This is a genomic window from Pseudarthrobacter arbutini (assembly GCF_054510915.1).
Window position 1 is genome coordinate 179,105 of the sequence record NZ_JBTNDQ010000003.1, and the last position, 21,131, is coordinate 200,235.

Consider the following 21,131-nt stretch of genomic DNA (forward strand, 5'->3'; position numbering starts at 1 on the left):
ACCTAATAATTACTGTGTTCTTAATACCCCATACCTAAAGAATTCACCCGTTGGTAAATCCCTGTACTTACGAACAGCCAGCGGGAGTGCTCCTAAAAGCGAGTACTGACTACTCGTGATAGCTCATGGAGCGCCACGTAGGCTCTTTGCACGGCCAGAGTCAATGGCAATGAATGAGAGCTGGGCCAGAGACCAGACCCATGACCGGATGAAGCGCTAGTGCCGCGCCCGACTTCCGAGCCGAGTGCGGAGTTGACTAAATCCGCAAGCGTCATGAAGTGGTGAGGCATTTGTCTATTTCAACCCAGCTCCCAGTAACTTTCCCGATGCTGGCCTTCGAAGCTCCGAGGGCTTCAGTCAGTGTCGTCATTCCCACTTTGAACGAGGCGAGGAATATCCCGTGGGTTCTTCGCCGGATTCCCTCGTATGTGGACGAGGTTGTCATCGTGGACGGCCGTTCCACGGACAACACGGTGGGAGTTGCCCGCGCTATCCGTGACAACCTTGTCATCGTCGATGAGCAGCGCAAGGGTAAGGGCGTGGCCCTCCGTTCTGGTTTTGCCGCAGCCTCAGGGGACATCATTGTCATGCTGGATGCGGATGGCAGCATGGATCCGCAGGAGATCGGCTGGTTCGTTGCCCCGCTTCAGCACGATTTCGACTTCGTTAAGGGCTCGCGCCATGTCACGGGCGGAGGATCCGAAGACCTGACCCGGCTGAGGAAGGCCGGCAACCGCGCCCTGACCGGATTGGCCAATGCGGTCCTGCATAGCAACTACTCTGACCTTTGCTATGGATATATTGCGTTTCGGAGGGAATGCCTGGAGATCCTTCAGCTGGAATCGGACGGCTTTGAAATTGAGACCGAGCTGATTGTCCGGGCGGCAAAGGCCGGTCTGCGCATTGCCGAAGTCCCCAGCCTGGAGCTGGACCGGATCTCCGGGGCATCGAACCTGCAGACGTTCCGTGACGGCTGGCGGGTACTGGGAACGCTGGCGCGCGAATGCATCATGTGGGAGGCTCCCACCGCAGGGGCCAGGCCTGAAGCCCTCCGCCGGGTGAAATACACCTACGCAAATGTCAGCGTCCCGCGGACGCCGATGGATCCCCAAACAGTCCTCTCCGCGGCTCGGGGAGGCCAGCATGTTTAGCCTTAACCCGCCGCCGACGGCCTCTATTGTCATTTGTACCTACACCGCGAAGCGTTGGGACCTGCTACTGGATGTCATCGAGTCCGTCCGGGCCCAAACGGTTGCACCCCAGGAGGTCCTCGTGGTGATTGACCACAACGAGGCTCTGTATGAGCGGCTCATCGAAATCGTGGACAACGTGACAGTAGTTGAGAGCTCCGGCCCCCCGGGGCTCTCAGGCGCACGAAATACCGGGGTGGGCCTGGCAGATTCCGATGTCGTGGCTTTCCTGGACGACGACGCCGAAGCCGCCCCGGACTGGCTGGAGCGCCTGCTTGCCCTTTATGACGATCCTGATGTCCTGGCCGTCGGCGGCCGCGTGGAACCGGTGTGGGAAACAGGCCGGCCGGGCTACTTCGGTGAAGAGCTCGACTGGATCGTAGGATGCAGCCACCGCGGAATGCCCAAGGTGGCCTCCGAGGTCCGGAACGTCATCGGCGCAAACATGTCCTTCAGGCTCGAAGTCCTCCGCCAGGTTGGCGGCTTCAATGTCTCCCTCGGCCGGCAGGGCACGAAACCGCTCGGGTGCGAGGAGACCGAAATTTGTATCCGCTCCAAGATGGGCACGCCTGGGTCACGGATCGTCTACGAACCCGCGGCTTTGGTCCGTCACCACGTCCCTGCCGACAGGGGAACCATCCCCTACATGCTGTCGCGTTCCTGGTCCGAAGGTATCTCCAAAGCCCAGGTAAGCCAGATCGTTGGCCACAAGCGGGCACTCGGCCCGGAACGGCGCTACGTTCGCAGCGTACTGCCACGGGCCGTTTTTGCGGGAGTGCGTGATTGGGGCCGGGGATCAGACCCCCAGGGCTTGGGCCGCGCGGGTGCGGTGATGGCTGTTCTGGCGTGCACTGCCGCCGGCTATCTGCGAGGGCGCCGGATCGCGCATATTGAGGGCCGCGCATCGGCCGGGACAGCGCTCGTAGGCACGCCATGGAGGGAGGTCCAGTGAGCGAACGCGTCGACGAACTCCCTGCCTCATTCCTGATCGATAGGGTGGGCTGGGACGCCGACCCAAGTTTCGCCGTCGGGTACGTTGCTCAACACTGCCGCCCCATTTCCAACGGTCGCGTAGGACCCCACTGAAGTCCGTGCACGTACGCTGGAATTCAGTCCCAGGTAGGCCGCCCGGCCGATCCGGACTCCGCCGCCCAGCGACACACCGGCCGCGAACGTCGCGAAGTCCGCCACGTCGTCGTCGTGCGTGAAAGTCACAGACGGCATGGCCACAACATGCGCCCCAAGCGTGACCGAAGCCGTCAGCGTCACATTCCGCAGCATGATGCTGCCCCGGCCGATCCGGCAACCCTCGGGGCACTCCACGGAGGGGTCGATCGCAGTGGCGTACCGGGCATCGCGCACGCCCTGGGCCGCCAGCCGTTCCACCACGGCTTCCCGGGATTTTCCCGAGGCCAGGCATACCAGCACCAGTGCGTGCGTGAACTTGGAGGCGTCGTCAATGGTCCCCAGCACCGGCGCGCCGTCCACGGTGACGCCGGCCATTTCCTTGTCGTCGTCGAGCAGCCCGACGACGTCGTACTGCCCGCTGGCGCGGACCATGGTCAGGACCTCCCGGGCCAGCCCGCTTGCTGCGATCAGCACGAGTTCGCTCACCGGCGTACACCGGCGGCCGCCCGTACGCTGTTCATGACCCGGTTCAGGCCCACGTTGTCTAGACCGTGGAAAATCGGGAGAACCAGGGTCCGGTCCGTCAGCCGTTCGGTGTTCTGGAGCCCTACGTTGCCAGTTTGGCGCCACCGGTAGGCAGGCTGCCGGTGAGCCGCCATGGCGCCGCGGCGCGCCGAAATTCCGGCATCGGCCAGGCGAGCCAGGAGCCCTTCGCGGTCAATGGCGAAATTCGGGAGGACTTCGACCCAAAAGGACTGGAAGTTGGCCGTCCCGTAGGGTGGGTCGGCCACAAACCGCAGACCAGCCAGGCCGGAAAGTCCTGCCTCATACTTCGCGGCGATCTCCCGGCGGCGAGCCACTATCTCGCCCAGACGGCCCAGCTGCACTATGCCGACGGTGGCCTGCAGATCCGTCATCTGGTAGTCGAAGCCGACCTCGACGTACACCTCCGGCGCGGCAATGCGGGGTCCGCGACGGTCCGCCGCCGGCACGTTCAGGGAGTGGCCGCGGAGGCTCCGGGCCCGTGCCGCCCAGTCCGCCCGGTGGGTTGTCAGCATCCCGCCCTCTCCAGTGGTCAGTACATTGTCCTGGTGGAACGACCACACGGAAATGTCGGCCCCCGTGCCCACGGGCCTGCCCTTGTATTCCGAGCCAACGGCGCAGCCGGCGTCTTCGATCACAGTGATTTCGTGACGGTCGCACAGTTCGCGGACGGGGTCCAGGTCAACGGGCACGCCAGCCTGGTCCACCACGATCACGGCCCGCGTATCCAGGGTCAATGCCGCCCGGACCGTGGCCGCCGTCACAGTCCCGGTGGCGGGGTCCACGTCGCAGAAAACCGGCCGTGCCCCGATATACGTCACCGCATTCGCCGTGGCGATGAAGGCCAGCGACGGCACCACCACGTCATCGCCGGGACCGATGCCGGCCACTATCAGCGCCAAGTGCAGTGCGGTGGTACTGCTGGAGGTTGCGACGGCGTGGCGCACTTCCTGAGAGGCGCTAAACCTGGCCTCGAACTCCCTGACCTTGGGCCCTTGCGAGAGCAGGCCGGAGGCCAGGACGTCCGCCACGGCTCGGGCTTCTTTGTCGCCGAGCCAGGGTTCCATGACGTTGATGCGGGCAAGGACGGTTTCCGCAGTCACCGTGCACCGGCTTTCCTGGTGGCCGTTCTCATGTCCGAGTCCTTCCCACGTGCAGCTCCGGGATGTGCATTGCCTATTGCAAAATTAGTCGGTTCCGTCCCGTTCCGGTGCGGAACGGAGGCGGTACTGCGGGCGCTGACCGGGAAAAATGCGGGAACTGCGGGTACCTGCAACGCCGGCGCCTCAGCCGGGGGCGCGGCGGCGAGTGCACCCCATCAGGGGGGCACGCCGCCCGGCCACTGTCCTAGACGGCAGGAAGGACGAACGGCTCCTTAGCCAGGGCGGCTTCCCTGCCGGCCGCAAGGGCCGTCAGCTGGGCTCGTGATTCGACTCCGAGCTTCCTGTAAATCGCAGTCAGGCGCACCTCCACGGTACGGACGGACACATAGAGGGTGGCCGCGATTTCCTTGTTCCGCATCCCGCGGGCCACCATTCGAGCCAGCACGCGTTCGTGGTCTGCAAGCATCAGCATCGCCGGATTGTCGGGCGTGCCAGCTGGTTCCACCCGCTCGTCGAGCAGCAGCGAGTCCACGTGCTGGGCCCAGGCATGGGCACCCGCTTCGTCGAACATCACTTTGGCACGAAGCAGACCGTCCCGGGCGCTCCTAAGGCGGCCGAAGGCGTTGAGGCGTTCGGAGTAGCAGAGCAGTGTCCTGGCGCGTTCCAGCAGGGACTCCTGGGCGGTCCTGCCTGCAAGTGCATCATTGAACATCTGGAGGGACTGCTCGCCGTCAGCCAGCATCGCCCGGCTCCGGGCAACCGCCATCATGAGCCAGGGCGAACGCAGGCCCACCGCCCGGCTTTCCAAGTGCCACAGTGCCTGGGCGGCTTCCCTGTGCCTGCCAAGCCTGACCAGGACTTCCACCAGATCGGCCTCACAGCGCAGCAGAGTCGGGTTGCTGAAGGCCTGACCGATCTCCGCTGCCCGGGACAGCTGCGCGAAGGACTCGGCGAGATTTCCGCGCATGAGGGCAAAATGCCCCTGGCACGCAGCCAGTTGCGCCGTGATGGCCGGGTGGCTTTCCGCCCCGGAGAAGTGCTGTGCGTCGGTTGCGTAGGCGTGGGCGAGTTCCTCGTTTCCGAGCGAATTGGCCCGCCAGACCCGGAAGACGTGCCGCATTCCACGGTGGTATTTGGTTTCTGGTTCGGCCAGTTCAAGGTCCTCGATCAGTTTCACGGCTTTCCGGACGTTGCCGGCACGGATTTCGTTGTCCACGGCAAAGAAATCGGCGGTTTCCCGCCAATTGACGGTATTGGCCTCGAGGACGTTCCGCACCCGGGCAAAGGCCTCCTGGGCGGCAGCGTGGTGTTCGGCATAGGCCAGCGCGCGGCCCTGTACCAGAAGGGCCGCCACCGTTTCGTTCCCGCCGTCGGGCTTGCGGCCGAACTGTCCGGACTTTCCGCTGATCACCTCGATGAGTCGCCGGGCGCTCTCCGCCAGCGCCAGGCAGTCGGGGGAGGCATGGTCGAGGTACTTCTCGGCGTACTGCACCAAGCCCGTGGCATCCTCAAGCTCCCAACGGTCCGCGTAGTACAGCGCACCGGCCACGAGCAGGCGGGCTGCAAATGCGGGATCATGCTGTCCGAATTCCTTCACCAGCCGGAGCACCATGCTGGAGCGCACGGCGCCACCCTGGATGAACTGGATCTCGAAGGCGAGGCCTGTCAGTCGAAGGACCAAGGCAGGGTTCCGCGTCACCCGCTGGGCCCAGTCCAGGTAGCGCTTGGCGTAGACGAACTCACCCCTGTTCAACAGCAGTTCGGCCACCGTGGTGAGCCTGGCGGTGGTCTCCGCTTCCCAGGGGTTGATGGTCAGGGCCCGTTCAATGTATTCGACGGCGAAGGGCACCTCGCCGCTTCGGATCAAGTCAACGGCAAACCGGAGCAGGCCAAACGGAGTCTGCCTCTCCAAAGCGGTAAAACTCAGATGCCAGCGGTGGGCATAGGGATCCGCGGGCTCCGCCGCGGCCGCCATGGCACGGTGGCTGGCGGTCCGCGTTGCCGGTGTCATGGCAGCGTAAACATAGCCCCGGAGCAGCTGGTCCTGGATCCTCAGGTGTGGTCCGGACCTGTTGACCATGCCATTTGCCAGCAGTTCGTCGATCCCGCCCCACAGTTGGTCGTATGCCCGTTCCAAGGTGGCGATATCGCTGCGGCAGGACAGCGAGAGGAGGTCCAGGACCTGCCTCGCACCTGGCGAGAGCCCGCCCACGGTGGCGGCGAACTCGGCCTCGAAGCTGCCTTTGCCGGGGAGCGGGACGGGGAGTGCGTATTTTCCCTCGGCCTGGCGTTCCAGCAGCAGCCCAAAAAGCTCGACGGCGGCGAGCGGGTTCCCCTGGGTGGCCGCGGCAACTGCGTGGACCGCCGCTGTCGCGGTCTGCCGAGCCGGAATGGACTCCAACATGCGGACCGTGTCGTTGTAGCTCAGCGGCGCCAGCTGGAGGGCCGGCAGGGAGGCGAAGGGACTTTCGGCAGTCTCTTCCCGCACGCTCATAAACAGTGCCATGTCCGTCCCGGTCAGCCGGCGTGCCAGGTAGCCGATCACGGCCTGGCTGCTCGGGTCCAGTTGGTCGGCATCATCGATGACGATGACCGTTCGGGATGACGAGCGCTGGTGCAGCCCGTTGAGCAGCATGGTGGAGACAGTGGGGACGTTCATGGCGCCGCTGGAATCGCGCAGCAGTTCATCGGCGAAACGATTAAGGACGGGGTCGTCGATGCCGGTGAGGAGCGCGGTAAGGCCGGAGAGCGGCCAGTCGGACTCGGACACGCTCGCTGTCAGAAAAACGGTCCGAAAGTCGGAAAGGCGGGGAATCTCGGACAGGAGGGCGGATTTGCCCAGCCCACGCCGGCCCACCACCTTGAGGGCTGAATCTTTAGGACCCCGGATTACGGAGAGTATCCGGTCCAATTCCCTGCTTCTGCCTATTAACGACATGTGGTCCCCATCCATCGAAGAAGGAGACCGAACTGCTTGCTCTATGCAAAATCCTGGGTCCATCCAGCCGCTTGCGCGACACGCGGACCGGCTTTCCTGGCCGCGTCATTGCGTCCAGCACGGTACCCAGCCGTTCTTGCAAATATAGCCCTGTTCCGCGGCGGGCACCAGAGACTTTTTCCTCATGCGCGGAGCCTGTCTCCCGGGTTATCCACATAGCCCGCCGGACGCTTCCGGCGACGCGCGCGCTGCGCGTAGCCTTGAGTCAAGCGCGAATCGCCTATCCGGTCCAAATGCACTAAGATATTGAAGTCTGTGCTGCGCCCTGCCTCCGTTCTGTTGGCCGGGCATCGCACGGCATCGCAAATGAACCTCCTGTTACGGAAATGCCGTAACCGCTTAGCCCAAAGGAGGTGGGTTCACATATGCGTCCTTACGAATTGATGGTAATCATCGACCCCGAGGTCGAAGAGCGTACCGTTGAGCCGTCGCTTCAGAAGTTCCTGAACGTCATCACCAACGATGGTGGAACCATCGAAAAGGTTGACATCTGGGGCCGTCGTCGACTGGCTTACGAAATCAAGAAGAAGTCCGAAGGTATCTACGCCGTGGTGAACTTCACCGCCAAGCCGGACACCGCCAAGGAACTTGACCGCCAGCTGTCTCTTAACGAGACCATCATGCGCACCAAGATCACCCGCCCCGAAGAGCAGAAGGTTGTTGCTGAGTAATTTCAGCTCCGATTTTCATTCTTTACCCCGCAGGATCGAATTCTTCACCCAGGATCGAACAAGGAGGCAGTAGATGGCAGGCGAAACCACTATTACGGTCATCGGTAATCTCACCAGTGACCCGGAATTGCGGTTCACACCGTCAGGTTCGGCAGTCGCGAACTTCACCATCGCTTCCACCCCGCGCACCTTTGACCGCCAGTCCAATGAGTGGAAGGACGGGGAAACCCTGTTCCTCCGCGCAGCGGTTTGGCGTGAAGCAGCCGAGAACGTCGCCGAGTCCCTCACCAAGGGCATGCGCGTGATCGTTTCCGGCCGTTTGAAGAGCCGTTCCTACGAAACAAAAGAAGGCGAAAAGCGCACCGTTATCGAGCTCGAAGTCGATGAAATCGGCCCGAGCCTGCGTTACGCCAATGCCAAGGTCAACCGCACCCAGCGCTCCGGCGGTCAGGGTGGTCAGGGCGGCTTCGGCGGCGGCAATAGCGGCGGTGGCTTCGGAGGCGGCAACACTGGTGGAAACCAGGGCGGCAACTCCGGTGGAAGCTTCGGTGGCGGCAACCAGCCGGCTGCACAGGAGGATCCCTGGGCGACGCCCGGTGTCTCCAATGCAGGTGGTGGCTGGGGCAACGGCCCCGATTCCGAACCTCCCTTCTAAACCAATCATTTAGGCCCGACGCCGGGACCGCCGAAAGTGCCGCAAGGCACCTGACGTGGCTGCCGCCGTCGGACCACCACCATCCCGTGGATCAACATCCACGGGCTCCATAGAATAGGAGCTCCACGATGGCTAAGGCTGAACTCCGTAAGCCCAAACCAAAGTCCAACCCCTTGAAGGCCGCTGACATCACTGTCATCGACTACAAGGACGTAGCATTGCTGCGCAAGTTCATCTCCGACCGCGGAAAGATCCGCGCCCGTCGCGTCACTGGCGTCACGGTGCAGGAACAGCGCAAGATCGCCCAGGCAATCAAGAACGCCCGCGAAGTTGCACTGCTGCCCTACTCCGGCGCTGGCCGCGGCTAAGGAAGGGACTGACTAACATGGCAAAGCTCATTCTGACCCACGAAGTAACCGGTCTCGGTGCCGCTGGCGACGTTGTCGAGGTCAAGGACGGTTACGCACGTAACTACCTGCTGCCCCGCAACTTCGCCCTGACCTGGTCGAAGGGTGGCGAGAAGCAGGTTGAGTCCATCAAGACTGCCCGCGCCGCCCGCGAGCACGCTTCCCTGGAAGATGCTCAGAAGCAGGCCGCTGCACTCTCCGCCAAGCCGGTCAAGCTCGTCGTCAAGGCTGGCGAGACCGGACGCCTGTTCGGCACCGTCAAGCAGGCCGACGTAGCCGACGCTGTTGAGGCCGCTGGCCTTGGCAAAATCGACAAGCGCAAGGTTGAACTGCCGGCACACATCAAGTCGGTTGGTTCCTACCAGGCCAACGTCCGCCTTCACGCTGACGTTGCCGCTGTGATCGAACTCAACGTAGTCGCAGGCAAGTAGCCTTTCCGGTTACGCAGCCTCAAACTGCACAAAAACCCTCGTTGCCGTCACCGGCGGCGGGGGTTTTTTGTGCCCTCTTCCATAGGCAACGCGAAGTCACTAAAAGCCTCTTGAGGGGCATTAAGTGACCCCGCGTTGCTTTGGCCAGGAGGCGGGAAGTCAGGGGCTGTGCAGGGCCGTGGTCACGTGCCTGTAGCCTGCCTTGATCAGCTCGGCCAGCACCGCCTGGTCCACGTCCTCGAGCCTGTTCACGTACAGGCACCCCGCACCGGTCTTGTGCTTCCCGAGCCGGAGCAGCAGTACCGCAGCCTCGGGCCCGTACATCAGCCCGTAGAGCGAGAGGCTTGCCTTCCGGGGTGAAAAGCCCACCGCCGCCGCATCCCCTTCCCTGCCGCTCTCGTATTTGTAGTGGTACCGCCCAAAGCCCACGATAGTCGGCCCCCACATCTCGGGCTCTTTGCCGGTGGTCTCCCTCATGAGCGCCAGCAGCCGCAGGCCATCGCGGTGCCTGACAGGGTCCTCGACTGCGGCCAGGAATTCGTCCACTGAGGCGCCGGTTGCCTGGGTCTTGTTTTCAGCCATGACGGAAGTCTCGCAGAGCCCAGGTCACCTGTCAGCCGCGCCGGTCCGGGTGGTAGCCAGCGGCGGTGAGCCAGAATACTCCCTCGTGTGCTGACACCGGTACGGCTCAGCCACCGTCCGGACGCCAGTACCGCAGCCCGCCGCTGGTGGTGCCGTCGCGGGCGACGTCGACCACGGCGTACGGGAACGTCCGACGGTCCGACTGGTCAGGTCCGCGACCGCGGACGTCCGAACACCACGTGCCGGTGTTGACGTATCGGGTGGGGCACGCCTCGAGCGCCGACTCGAGGGCCCGGTGGGTGTGGCCCGAGACGTACCAGGGCACTCCGGAACCGTGCGCCTCGAGGGTACGTGCGAACCGGCCCGCTGCAGCAGGAGCCTTCTCGCCGGTGACTCTGCGCCCGGTGGCCGAGAGCACCATGCGAGTCGCGGCGACGGGGAGCGCCGACACCGTCCGGAACCGGGACAGGCGCGCCAGGTCCCGAACGGCCACCCCGTCGAGCGCGAGCCGCAGTGACTCGGTCTGCAACAGCTCGTCGTAAGCGAGCTCCCGGACGCGGCGTTCCGCCCGCTCGGACGCCAGGCAGGCCCGGGCAACGGCCCCGGCACGGCTCAGGTGCGACCTCGACGGATGGGCGTTCCAGGCGGCGAGCGGGGGTAGGTTCAGCTCGTCGGTGCCGTTGACCGCCGCGCGGAGCAACTCGGGCATCCGGTGCAGCGCGTGGTGCTGATGCCCGTGCTCGGCCACGAGCACGTGGGGCACGTGCAGGAACCACGGGTGCACCCGGACCCGCGTGGGCTCGGCGGGTGACAGCAGCGCCGACAGGCGGGCGGCCACCGAGGGCCGGGCCAACTCCACGTCGTGGTTGCCGCACACGAAGTGCAGCTGCACGCCGCGCGCCGCACACGCCTTCAGCGCCCGGAACGTGTCGAGGTGGCGGGCGAGGATGGACTCGAGCCGGGCCAGGCTCTCGTCCTCGGCGAACCCGACCAGCTCGAACGTGTCACCGACGAAGGCGACGTGCTGCTGCGGACCTGAGGCTGCGAGCACTTCGCGGTGCAGGAACTCGGGCAGCACTCTGCCGGGGCACCGGGGGTCGTCGTCCGACACGCCCAGGTGGAGGTCGCTAAGGAGCCACCACCGCGCCGCGTGGCTCACACGAGTAGTCCCAGCACTCGTGGAAGGAAGAGGAGCAGGTACATCGTCCACATGACGGCGACGACCCAGCGGCTCACAGTTCGGCCGAGGAGCCCGGGGCGTGTGGGCTGCCCGGTGTCTGGTCCGGCGCGTCGGACCTCGAGCGCGATGAGCGTGATGAGCAGGGCGGCAGCCGCGAGCAGTCCCGCCAGGTCAATCATGACGTCGATCATGACGCCGCCTCCTGCCGTGCGCGTGCCATGCACGCGAGGATGGTGATAACGCCCATCGTGACGACGCACGCCTGCCAGGACCACACAGCGAGGTAGAACATCGCCGTGGACACCGCCGTGAGCGTGGCGAGGCCGAGCGCCAGGACGAGCAGCACGCCGAGCGCGAGGTCGGTCACCTGCATGAGTCGGGCCAGTGCCTGCCCCGGGAGCAGGATCAGGACCGCTATCGCGGCGACCGTCTGCAGCGGTGTCGGCAGCCCGACGAGTGTCACCACCGACAGCGCGACGGCCACGAGACCGAGCGCCACGGTGAGCCGGCTGACGCCCCCGCCGCTCATGGCGTCACCCGGTACACGCGTGCGTCGACGTTGCTGAACGCGAGCTCCACGCCGTCCTGCACGCTCAGCCACTTCTCCAGCTCGGCGAAGCCGCCTGCGCTGCTGGCGCCCTGCACCACGAGACTCGCCTCCGACGAGCGCGTGAGCAACACGACGGCACCGCCAGGGCTGTGTCGGGCGTAGTCGTAAACAAGTGGGCCGCACGTCGCCGTCGACAAGTCGGACCGGCACATGTCGTCGATCGTCCGGGCCCGGTGTTCGAGGTAGGCCTCGCTGCGCCACGGCGTCGGGTGGGCAGCCGAGATGATCGTTGAGCCGGGGGGCGCGAGACGCTGCACGGCGGCGACGGCGGCGATCTCATCATCGGTGAAGACGTCAAACTGGGCGTTCCCGAACCGGCCCGTCACGGTCAGCACGGCCAGCAGGAAGCAGGTGAGCGCAAGGCCCCCAGCGGCGCGGGAGGAGGGGCGTGTGCTGCCCTCCGTGGGAAGCAGGACCGAGCACGCCTGCACGGCGATGAAGGGCAGCGCGAACAGCGAGACGCGGATGAGCATCTCCCCGCCGTACAACTGCGCGGGGAAGAGCAGCAGTGGGGTGGCGGCCAGGAGGACCACCCGGATGTCGAGACGTCCTCTGCGCCAGTCGCGCACCGCCCCCACCGCGGCAAGCGCCCACAGCACGAGGGTGAGAACTATCCGGACCTGCACCACCAGCACGTGCCCAGCGGTCCCGTCGAGGCGGTCGATGACGTTCGCCTCGGTCGCGGCCTGCAGTCCTGCTTCCGCCAGGGGTGGGTTCCCGATGAGGTATGTACTCGCGGGGTAGGCGAGCCACAGCGTCAGCACGACTACGGCGATCAGGGGCAGCCGGCTGGGCCAGACACGTCCGCTCAGGGTGAGAGCGGTGATGGCGATAAGCACCATGAACGGCGTCAGCTGATGGCTCGCGCAGATGACCGTGACGAGCAATAGGGTCACCACGAGCGCGCTCACCCGGTGCCCCGACCGGGGCTCGGCGGGCGACCGCCCTCGCCACCACGCCACCAGGTCGGCGCGTCGGTAGCCGCGGATCTCGGGAGCCCGCGCGGCCAACGGGCCGACGAGCAGCGCGACCACGACGAGGTACAGGAAGAAGCCGAACGCCTGGGGAGACAGGTAGTCCTGGTCCTGCCAGCTGCCGAGGCAGAAGACCCAGAGCACGAGCCAGCGCCGTCGCGGATCGCGCGTCAGGTAGCCGGTCAGCACGCCCAGGGCAGCGAGCCACAGACCCATGTTGAGTACCGGTGCCCACAGGGCAACGGCCACCGGGTCAAGACCGGTCGCCCGGAGCAGCGTCGCCAGGAGCGCGAAGAAACCCGGCCAGTTGAAGTACCCGTCGATGTCGGGGTCGATCCCCTGGGTGCGCGAGAGGGCGTCGGCGACGCCGAGGTGACGGAACGCGACCTCACCCCGCGGTACGTCCGTCACGAAGGCTGCGGTCCCGAAGAGCACAAGCACGAGCACCACGACGAGCCATATCATGACCGGGCGTCGCGCCGGGCCCGCGGTATCCCCCCGCAGCGCCACGACGAAGGCGACGTTCAGAAGCAGGACCCCCGCCCAGAACGGGTAGGGCAGCACGGCGACGAGCCCCAGATCGCTGTTCACGGGCACGGTCACCGTGGAGGCGGCCCCAACGGCAAGCGCCAGCGACACGACTCCCGCCAGCGCGCACCACACGTCACGGGGCTTCCAGCGTCCCTCCGTGCGGCTGGTCGCATCGAGCGTGTCGGTCATCGTGTGTCTCATCGTGCGTCCTTCCTTACGCGCCGGAGGACGGCGACCAGCCGGAGGCCGACCGCCGCGGCCCCGATGGAGAGCACCACCAGCCACGCAAGGGCCATGGCGCTGGGGCCCCTGTCGGCGGTCCACAGCGCTGCGGCGCAGAGGGCGACTCCGAGCATCACGCCGACCACGATCGCCTCCGTGTAGCGACCGAGGGCCCGGCACACGGCGTTGTAGGCCTGCAGCACCGCGTACGGCACCAGTCCGGCCGCCAACCACCGCAGAGCTCCGGCGGACGCGTCGGCGTACCGCTCCCCCAGCAGGCCGAGCAGCGGGTGAGCGAGGAGGACGAGGACGGCGGCAGCCAGACCTCCTACGACGAGTGACCAACGGAGACTCGCCCAGGTGGTCGACACCAGGCGGGCCGGGTCGCGGACACCCTCGGAGAACTGGACGATGCCCATCAGCATCGGAGCGGAGTAGGCGGCCCAGGCCATCATCCATGCGGGATACCAGTAGGCAGCTGCCTCCGGCGCCACCATGTGCGCGAGCAGGAGCGGCAGCACCAGCCCCGGAGCGCGCTCGGTGAGGGTGAGGAGCTGGTAGGGAAGGCCAACCGCCAGCAGTGGACGGCCGCGCGCCGGGCGCAAGGACAATCGCGGCCGGTAGCCGACCAGTCTTCGCAGCTGGACTGCACCGACGACGCACGCCACGGTCGTCCCGAGGGTCCAGCAGGCCATCAGCACGTCGGCGGAGGCGCCATGCGCCCCCCAGTACACGAGCGCTGCAGCCCCGAATGAGACCCCGCCGCCCAACGCGTACCTCAAGGTCGCGCTGGAACCGCGTCCCAACGCCACGAGCGCCTGGTCCAGCACGATGACCAGGGTGCCGGTGACGGCAGCCACGAGGAACGTGAGCCAGAAGAGAACCGATAGTGAGGCCGTGTCCGGCGTCACGGCCGACTGCAGCACGAGGTAGCCGAGGGCCAGCACGGTGCCGGCGACCCCCACGATGGCGAACGCCGCGTCCAGCACCCGCGCGGGCGGCTCCCCTCGCCCCACCGCGACGATCACGGCCGACCCTGCGCCCAGCACCGCGAGCTGCGTGCAGATCATCACCGCCGCGACGGCGGCCATGGTGAGCCCGACCTCACGGTCGGACGTCGCGCGCGCGGCCACGACCCAGAAGGCGAAACCCGCGCCCGTCTGGGCGGCCTTGCCCACGATGAGGCCGAGCGAGCTGCGCAAGGCGGAGTGCCGGACGGTCGAGCCGTCCCTGACAGTGGTCCCCCGCTCAGCGCTCACGACGCAACCCCTTCGCCAGGCCGGCGTAGTTATACCAGCAGAAGGCGAAGTAGTAGCGCAGCCACCGAGGCTGGCCCGCGGCGAGGCTCAACGCGCTGCCCCGGACTGCCGCGGCGAAGGGCAGCAGCGCCAACCTCGCACCGCGCCAGCCGTGCTTGCGGACCATCCGTCCCAGTCCCGTTCCGTCCATGAGGAACTGGTCGAGCGCGAAGTCGAAGTCGTCTGCGGCAAAACGATGTTCGACGACGACCCGGCGTGACACCGCCGTTCGCAGCCCTGACTCCCGCATCCGCCAACGCAGCTCGATGTCCTCTCCCGACTTGAACGAGTCGTCGAAACCCACGCCCAGCATCAGGTCCCGGTCCACGACCGTCGCCACGAGCCCGAACCAGTTGCGGCTGCGGCCGGTGCGATGGTGATGTGCCAGCGCCTGCCCCCAGTAGCCCGGTCCAGCGACACTCTCCAGACCGGCCTGGAGGGCGTCGTAGCCGCCCTCGACCAGCTCCGTGAGCAGGTCGGCAACCCCCGTGGGCCCGAACACGACGTCGGCGTCGACGAGCAGGACCCAACGGGTGCTGCTGCTCTGCACACCGAGCGTTCGAGCCCATGGCAGGCCGCGCCCCTCGTCACTCAGGACCCGGGCACCGGCTGCGAGGGCGAGGTCGACGGTGCGGTCGGTGGAGCATCCGTCCACCACGATGATCTCGGCTACACCTGACTGACGCAGGGCCCCCAGACAGCGCGGGAGCAGGTGCTCCGCGTTGCGGGCCGGAACGACCGCGGTGACCTCGGCAGGGCTGTGACTCTCTGTGTCCCGCACCTCAGGCCTCCTGGTCGAGGACCGACGGCAGCAGCTCCTCGAGATACCGGACGATGTCGTCTGACGCTTCGTCCGCCGTGTACGCGGAGGGCACCTGCAGCAGGTGGCAGGGACGTCCGTCGAGTGCCTTGCTCAGCACGACCCCCTTCGCCGCGAAGTGCTCGCGCCACGGGAGGACGGACGTGGCCGCCAGGCCAGTCACGACCCGCTGCGAGAAGCCCGCCATCTCGATGTGGAAATTGCCGATCATGCGGTCGACCATCCACTCGGTCGTCCGCTCGACGATCCGAGACCGGGCGCCCTCGAAGCGCTCGATGTAGATGGCGGCCGCGAGCGGAGCCGAGGTCGTCACTTCTCGCCCCGGGAACGCGGTCCCCGCCTCGACCATGCGGTGCTCCGGCGACCATCGCCGGGAGAAGTCCGCGAGGCGCGGATAACGGATGACGTACGGATGCACCACCGTAGTGAGACGGCCGACGCTCCCCGAGAGCCGTGACGGGACGAGGGGCTTCCGGACACCTTCGAACAGGTGCGGGTAGATGTTCCGGTGGTGCGGCTTGATGAACATCGGCTTCGCGTAACCGAGCAGCGTGGCGTCCTCGGCGAGGAAGGCCCAGTCGTCACCCATGAACGACCACCCCTCGCGCCGCATCAGCTTGGCGGCGGTGCTCGTCTTACCGGTCCCTCCGGCGGCGGGAAGCGCAATCGCGTGACCCCGGTACGCCATCGTTGCCGCGTGGATCATGCCGGCTCCTCGACCGACCATGGCGACATCGAGAACAGGGACCACGGAGGTCAACAGCTCGCCCGGCCCGTGGATGCGCCACTGCTCTCCGTCCCTCACGATCTGGACCCGATCGGCTTGGAAGCGCACGCTGTTCCCCGTGTACGCGAGCTCGTGCTCGAGCAGACCCGCATCCGGCATAGGCTCCGGCCCGGCATCGACGACGATGTCGGCCGGCCGTTCGGTGTCGGTGGCGAAACACGCCAACATGCTCTGGAGCTGGGTCGCTGACGGCGCCTTTGCGTCGACGCGGATCGTGATGCGGCCGTGGATGTCGAAGTGCAATGCCTTGGTCTGCCAGGTGCGCATGGTCATCTCCTGTCTGGGTGGTCTCGGTCGGATGGTGTCTCGGCCCCGGCGACTAATCCAGCCAGTGCCTCTAGAGGAATTCGAAACCCCCGGCCGAGTGACTCTGCCCGTAAATTGAGCATATGACCAGCCCGGCCAGGTAAACACCAGTACTGAGTACTCGCTTTTTGTATCGCGTCCTACATAGGGAATTTCGTGCTCCCGCCAGAGCTAGGTGTGGAGGGGCAACGCCGAGTGATCTGTTAGGTGCATTGGGGACTTATCCCTTAAGCGCTTTAGGTAGCAGGGGTGCCCGGCCCGCGCATCCCGGAAAACGCAGATGCTCGTTTCATGCCGCCCGGAGTGCAACCGCCGGTGACCTGGCACGGCCGGAATAAACGCGGGCAGGCATCGGTTATCTCGATACATGCAAATGCATGTAGCATAGGCTGTATCGAACCTCAGGAGTCCAAGTGGAAACCCGCCGCATCACCGTACTGTCCGCCGGCCTGGGCGTGCCGTCCTCGAGCAGGCTGCTCGCCGACCAGCTCGCCGCTGCAGCAGAGCACCGCCTCGCCGATGCTGGTTTCGAGGTGAAGGTTGAGGTCGTTGAGCTCCGGGACCTCGCGGTGGACATCGCCAACAACTTTGTCACCGGCTATGCGGCCCCTCGCCTGGCGGATGTCATCGCCGGCGTGGAGGCTTCCGATGGCATCATTGCCGTTAGCCCGGTGTTCAGCGCCTCCTACAGCGGCCTGTTTAAGTCCTTCATCGACGTCCTGGATCCCAAGTCCCTGGACGGGAAGGCTGTCCTCCTGGGTGCCACTGGCGGCACGGACCGCCACCAGATGGTTCTCGAGTACGCGATGCGCCCGCTGTTCAGCTACCTGCGCACCAGGATGGCCGCTACGGCCGTTTTCGCCGGCCCCCAGGACTGGGGAAACACGGACGACGGCGGCTCACCCCTCTCGTCGCGGATCGACCGTGCGGCGGCTGAGTTTGCCGCCCTCCTCGCGGAGGATCAGCCCGGCCGCAAGCCGTCGGCACTGGAGTCCCTGCCGTTCGCGCAGCTCCTGGCAGGCATTTCCGGCGGACGCTAAGGCGCGCCGGTCCGCAAAGTCCGCGCCCGTCGGCAAAGCTCCCCGTCAGTCCCGGGATCCCGGGTGCTGAACTATTCGGTCTCCCCGGTCGTTGACCGGAACATGAAATGTCCTGTGGATTCAATTGACCTGATCATGAGCGAACGCAGCGGCGTCGAGATCGACTACTGCCCGCAGTGCCGCGGCGTCTGGCTGGACCGCGGTGAGCTGGACAAGATCATCGACCGCGCCAACGACGCTATGAACGGCCGCGCTCCTACGCCGGCGCGCCCGGCGGCCGCGGCGCCTGTCGCTGCCCCGGTTCCTCCCCCGCTGTATCCGAACTTTGAACCCCGCCGCGAGCAGCCACGGTACGAGCAGCCGCGCTACGACGACCGGAAGTACGACAAACCGGGGTATGAACGCGACCACGACCGTCGGCGGCCCAAAAAGAAGGAAGGCTGGCTGGGAGACATCTTCGACTTCTGACAGCCGGACGGCGCACTGTGCCGCGGCTGAGAGCCCTGGGGTCCAGGAGCGTAGTCGCCCAGAAGCCGTGTCGCCCAGGAGCCCTAGTCGTCCAGGAGGGCGATGAACTCGCGTGCCTGCTTCATGGAGATGTCCGAGTGCTTGGTCAGGGCAGTGGCGGCGCCTTCGGTATCGCCACTGCGCGCCAGCGTGCGGATGCGGCCGTAGATCTCGTCGTTGAGCATATTGCTGCTGACCTCACGCGTCACATCGCCCTTGCTGGCAATGGCGCGGTAGCGGTAGGGGAACCGCTGGGGCGTGTCGTCATCGTCGGGCTCTGGCTCCGCCGCTTCAGCGGCAGGGCTGCGGTAGGCCTGCGGGTGGGCGGCCAACGCCCCCACCGCGTCCCGGGATGCCCGCAGTCCTTCTCCTGTGGCCTCGTAGTACAGCTTGATGGCCGCCATCGCCTGTCCCTGGGCAATCAGCGCGTACAACCTGCGGTGCTGGTCCTCAGAGAGCTTGGCGGCGGCCCGGCGGGCCGCCTCAATCGGATTCGGCACAGGGGCCGTGCCGGCCTGCTTGACGGCCGCCTGCCGCCTGCTGACCGCCCGGGCAGCCAATGCGACACCGGCGGCCACGACCGCGAGGATGATAACGGGGATCACGAGCGATTCCATTTCTAAAGCCGATCTACATACTTTTTGGCTGTCGCCAGGTCCGTTTGGGTTGCCTGGCGGAGGAGTTTGATGGCCTGGATCTTGTGCCCGTCGTGCGCCATTGTCTGCAACTGCATGGCCAGCTGAGGGTCCAGAATCCCGCCGGGGAGCGCCGCATAGCCATACTGGCCGGCACCCGCTCCGGACTGCCCGCGCCGTGCTGCCCGGGCATGGTCTTCCTGCTGCGATTGCTGCTGTTCGTTCTGGCTGGGCCGGGTGTTGGCTTCCAGGCGGGCACGCACGGCTGTTGCCACGCGTACCTGCTCGGCATAGTGCTCCGCGGAGCGCCGGGCCAGGTCCTGCTGGTACTTCTCGGCGTCGGAGGTCCCGGAATTACGGGGTCTGAGGGCCGTCGTAAATGCCCAGATTATTGCCGCCAACACGCCGGCCGGCAGAAAAACCATCAGTACATCGCCCATAGTCAGAGCTTATGCCAGATGCCCGTTATCCACAGCACATTCCTGCCGTCGCATACAGCCGATTCGCTGCGGCGTCAAAAGATGCCGGCAGGTGTGCGATGCATCACTAAACGGGTATGAATCGCCGGTGGAGGCGCCCGGAAAGCCGGATCTTTCAACAGCGCCGCGCCGCAAGCTGTGGATGAAGGTTAGGAAAAAAAGAATTTAGTCCACATCCTCGACGAACGTTTTCGCAGGTCAGGGGCCTATATACGGCAAAAGTTTTTTTGTTTCCACAGGTTCACCCACAGGCTGTGCACAAGCTATGCCCGTTAGTGCACAGGTTATCCACAGCCCTCCGGGTTGGTGGGCTTGGACGCTGGGGCGGTGGCGGCTACCGTTGCGGGATACCTGCTTTTGGGGCGCTATGACGCCGTCGCGGACATGTGCTGTCGCAGCAGTGGAGGACTTCGGTCCGGCTGCTGCGGCGCTTTCTGTGGATAACTTGCGGAACATGGGGATAACTCCCACACGCGTTGCGCAGACTCAACGTTGCGGAGGCTTCAATCGGGCCCGCCGGGCTTCATTGTCGGAGGCCGCTGATAGACCTGAACGTATGCCGTCCCGTGGAGGTCCCGCAGGACGGCACCCCGGCAGGTGAATGACCTACTCGCCGCATCAAGTCGCGGCACACTATGGAGGACGGCAGCTTTGTCAGTAACGCACCTGGACTCGATCGAGGGTACCCGCGGATCAGAAGGCAGCCGTAAGCCACCACAGGACATTCCCGCTGAGCAGTCCGTCCTCGGCGGCATGATGCTGTCCAAGGACGCCATCGCGGACGTTGTGGAAATCCTCCGCGGCCAGGACTTCTACCGGCCTGCGCACGAGACCATCTACGAGGCGATCATCGACCTCTACGGCCGCGGCGAGCCGGCGGATGCGGTTACCGTCTCGGACGAACTGACCAAGCGCGCAGAGATCAACCGGATCGGCGGACCCGCCTACCTGCACGAGCTAATCCAGACTGTCCCCACGGCCGCCAATGCCGGCTACTACGCCGAAATCGTGGCAGAGCGCGCCATTCTGCGCCGGCTCGTCAACGCCGGCACCAAAATCGTCCAGCTGGGATACGGTTCCGACGGTGAGGTGGAGGACCTGGTCAACCAGGCACAGGCCGAGGTTTACGCCGTGGCGGAGCGGCGCACAGCAGAGGACTATGTGGTCCTCAAGGACGTCATGGAAGCCACGGTGGATGAGATCGAAGCGTCCGGACACCGCGGGGAAGGCATGACCGGTGTGCCAACGGGGTTCTACGAACTCGATGAACTCACCCATGGACTGCACCCGGGGCAGATGATCGTTATTGCCGCCCGTCCGGCAGTGGGTAAGTCAACGTTTGCCCTGGACTTCGCCCGCTCTGCGGCCATCAAGAACAACCTGGCCACGGTCATGTTCTCGCTCGAAATGGGCCGGAACGAAATCGCTATGCGCCTGTTGTCCGCCGAGGCAACCATCGGCCTGCAGGACCTTCGCAAGGGCACCATCAAGGACGAGCAATGGTCCAAGATCGCCACCACCATGGGCCGGATGAATGATGCCCCGCTTTTCATCGATGACAGCCCGAACATGTCGCTGATGGAAATCAGGGCCAAGTGCCGCCGCCTCAAGCAGCAGCATGACCTGAAGCTCGTGATCCTGGATTACCTGCAGCTCATGAGCTCCGGCAAGAAAGTGGAGTCACGCCAGCAGGAAGTCTCCGAGTTCTCCCGTGCGCTGAAGCTGCTGGCCAAGGAACTCCAGGTTCCGGTCATCGCCCTTTCGCAGCTGAACCGTGGCTCCGAGCAGCGCCAGGACAAGCGGCCCATGGTTTCTGACCTCCGCGAATCCGGCTCCATCGAGCAGGATGCGGACATGGTGATCCTGCTGCACCGTGAGGACGTCTATGACAAGGAATCCCCGCGCGCGGGCGAAGCGGACATCCTGATCGCCAAGCACCGTAACGGCCCCACCAAGGACATTGTGGTGGCATTCCAGGGTCACTACTCGCGGTTCGCCAACATGGCGGCCGACGCCGGAGGCAGCGGCTTCTAG

At 65.6% G+C, this 21,131-nt stretch carries 22 protein-coding genes; 9 read left to right on the forward strand and 13 right to left on the reverse strand.

Annotated elements, in window-relative coordinates; all coding sequences use genetic code 11:
• Positions 1-290 precede the first annotated feature (290 nt).
• Positions 291-1,151, forward strand: coding sequence for a glycosyltransferase family 2 protein (locus tag ACX80V_RS04775; RefSeq protein ID WP_485842187.1), 861 nt, complete (start codon positions 291-293; stop codon positions 1,149-1,151).
• Positions 1,144-2,142, forward strand: a complete 999-nt coding sequence (locus tag ACX80V_RS04780; RefSeq protein WP_485842188.1) for a glycosyltransferase — start codon at positions 1,144-1,146, stop codon at positions 2,140-2,142. Before ACX80V_RS04775 ends, ACX80V_RS04780 begins: the two co-directional genes overlap by 8 nt.
• 26 nt (positions 2,143-2,168) lie before the next feature.
• On the opposite strand, the gene ACX80V_RS04785 is transcribed toward ACX80V_RS04780, so the two are convergent.
• From ACX80V_RS04785 to ACX80V_RS04795, 3 genes are all read right to left on the reverse strand, one after another.
• On the reverse strand, positions 2,169-2,804 hold the full coding sequence (locus ACX80V_RS04785) for a NeuD/PglB/VioB family sugar acetyltransferase (RefSeq protein ID WP_485842189.1): 636 nt from the start codon (positions 2,802-2,804) through the stop codon (positions 2,169-2,171).
• Positions 2,801-3,964, reverse strand: coding sequence for a DegT/DnrJ/EryC1/StrS family aminotransferase (locus ACX80V_RS04790; RefSeq protein ID WP_485842190.1), 1,164 nt, complete (start codon positions 3,962-3,964; stop codon positions 2,801-2,803). The genes ACX80V_RS04785 and ACX80V_RS04790 overlap by 4 nt, the downstream gene beginning before the upstream one ends.
• 244 nt (positions 3,965-4,208) lie before the next feature.
• Positions 4,209-6,965, reverse strand: a complete 2,757-nt coding sequence (locus ACX80V_RS04795) for a helix-turn-helix transcriptional regulator (RefSeq protein WP_485842191.1) — start codon at positions 6,963-6,965, stop codon at positions 4,209-4,211.
• 362 nt (positions 6,966-7,327) lie between these two features.
• Between ACX80V_RS04795 and rpsF the strand changes: the two genes are divergently transcribed.
• The 4 genes from rpsF to rplI all read left to right on the forward strand — a co-directional run bounded on the left by rpsF (position 7,328) and on the right by rplI (position 9,126).
• Positions 7,328-7,633 carry a 30S ribosomal protein S6 gene (gene rpsF / locus ACX80V_RS04800; RefSeq protein WP_011693941.1) on the forward strand — a complete coding sequence of 102 codons (306 nt, stop codon included), beginning with the start codon at positions 7,328-7,330 and terminating at the stop codon, positions 7,631-7,633.
• Positions 7,634-7,706: 73 nt separating this feature from the next.
• Positions 7,707-8,288: a single-stranded DNA-binding protein gene (locus ACX80V_RS04805; RefSeq protein WP_056341689.1), complete on the forward strand. Its 582-nt coding sequence runs from the start codon at positions 7,707-7,709 to the stop codon at positions 8,286-8,288.
• Between the two features lie 128 nt (positions 8,289-8,416).
• Positions 8,417-8,656, forward strand: a complete 240-nt coding sequence (rpsR, locus tag ACX80V_RS04810; protein ID WP_003800144.1) for a 30S ribosomal protein S18 — start codon at positions 8,417-8,419, stop codon at positions 8,654-8,656.
• Between the two features lie 17 nt (positions 8,657-8,673).
• The gene (gene rplI, locus ACX80V_RS04815) at positions 8,674-9,126 is read left to right on the forward strand and encodes a 50S ribosomal protein L9 (protein WP_056341694.1); all 453 of its coding nucleotides are present in this window, start codon (positions 8,674-8,676) and stop codon (positions 9,124-9,126) included.
• 159 nt (positions 9,127-9,285) lie between these two features.
• Here rplI and ACX80V_RS04820 read toward each other — a convergent pair whose 3' ends face one another.
• The 8 genes from ACX80V_RS04820 to ACX80V_RS04855 all read right to left on the reverse strand — a co-directional run bounded on the left by ACX80V_RS04820 (position 9,286) and on the right by ACX80V_RS04855 (position 16,397).
• Positions 9,286-9,708 (reverse strand): DUF1801 domain-containing protein, encoded by a 423-nt coding sequence (locus ACX80V_RS04820; RefSeq protein ID WP_485842192.1) that lies wholly within the window; start codon positions 9,706-9,708, stop codon positions 9,286-9,288.
• A 106-nt stretch (positions 9,709-9,814) separates the two neighbouring features.
• Complete coding sequence (locus ACX80V_RS04825; RefSeq protein WP_485842193.1) at positions 9,815-10,867, reverse strand: hypothetical protein; 1,053 nt, start codon at positions 10,865-10,867, stop codon at positions 9,815-9,817.
• Entirely contained in the window at positions 10,864-11,079 is a 216-nt protein-coding gene (locus ACX80V_RS04830) for a hypothetical protein (RefSeq protein WP_485842194.1), read from the reverse strand. Before ACX80V_RS04830 ends, ACX80V_RS04825 begins: the two co-directional genes overlap by 4 nt.
• Positions 11,076-11,417: a hypothetical protein gene (locus ACX80V_RS04835; RefSeq protein WP_485842195.1), complete on the reverse strand. Its 342-nt coding sequence runs from the start codon at positions 11,415-11,417 to the stop codon at positions 11,076-11,078. The genes ACX80V_RS04830 and ACX80V_RS04835 overlap by 4 nt, the downstream gene beginning before the upstream one ends.
• Positions 11,414-13,192, reverse strand: coding sequence for a glycosyltransferase (locus ACX80V_RS04840; RefSeq protein ID WP_485842196.1), 1,779 nt, complete (start codon positions 13,190-13,192; stop codon positions 11,414-11,416). The genes ACX80V_RS04835 and ACX80V_RS04840 overlap by 4 nt, the downstream gene beginning before the upstream one ends.
• A gap of 8 nt (positions 13,193-13,200) precedes the next feature.
• On the reverse strand, positions 13,201-14,484 hold the full coding sequence (locus ACX80V_RS04845) for a lipopolysaccharide biosynthesis protein (protein WP_485842197.1): 1,284 nt from the start codon (positions 14,482-14,484) through the stop codon (positions 13,201-13,203).
• A complete protein-coding gene (locus tag ACX80V_RS04850) occupies positions 14,474-15,304 on the reverse strand; it encodes a glycosyltransferase (RefSeq protein WP_485842198.1) in 831 nt (276 codons plus the stop codon). Before ACX80V_RS04850 ends, ACX80V_RS04845 begins: the two co-directional genes overlap by 11 nt.
• Before the next feature lies 1 nt (position 15,305).
• Positions 15,306-16,397, reverse strand: coding sequence for a hypothetical protein (locus ACX80V_RS04855; protein ID WP_485842199.1), 1,092 nt, complete (start codon positions 16,395-16,397; stop codon positions 15,306-15,308).
• A gap of 452 nt (positions 16,398-16,849) precedes the next feature.
• Between ACX80V_RS04855 and ACX80V_RS04860 the strand changes: the two genes are divergently transcribed.
• Both ACX80V_RS04860 and ACX80V_RS04865 read left to right on the forward strand, forming a co-directional pair.
• The gene (locus tag ACX80V_RS04860; RefSeq protein ID WP_485842200.1) at positions 16,850-17,476 is read left to right on the forward strand and encodes a CE1759 family FMN reductase; all 627 of its coding nucleotides are present in this window, start codon (positions 16,850-16,852) and stop codon (positions 17,474-17,476) included.
• Between the two features lie 102 nt (positions 17,477-17,578).
• A complete protein-coding gene (locus ACX80V_RS04865) occupies positions 17,579-17,944 on the forward strand; it encodes a TFIIB-type zinc ribbon-containing protein (RefSeq protein ID WP_485842201.1) in 366 nt (121 codons plus the stop codon).
• Positions 17,945-18,027: 83 nt separating this feature from the next.
• On the opposite strand, the gene ACX80V_RS04870 is transcribed toward ACX80V_RS04865, so the two are convergent.
• Positions 18,028-18,600: a hypothetical protein gene (locus ACX80V_RS04870; protein WP_485842202.1), complete on the reverse strand. Its 573-nt coding sequence runs from the start codon at positions 18,598-18,600 to the stop codon at positions 18,028-18,030.
• Between the two features lie 2 nt (positions 18,601-18,602).
• On the reverse strand, positions 18,603-19,058 hold the full coding sequence (locus ACX80V_RS04875; protein ID WP_056341733.1) for a hypothetical protein: 456 nt from the start codon (positions 19,056-19,058) through the stop codon (positions 18,603-18,605).
• A gap of 690 nt (positions 19,059-19,748) precedes the next feature.
• Here ACX80V_RS04875 and dnaB point away from each other — a divergent pair.
• On the forward strand, positions 19,749-21,131 hold the full coding sequence (gene dnaB, locus ACX80V_RS04880; protein WP_058930676.1) for a replicative DNA helicase: 1,383 nt from the start codon (positions 19,749-19,751) through the stop codon (positions 21,129-21,131).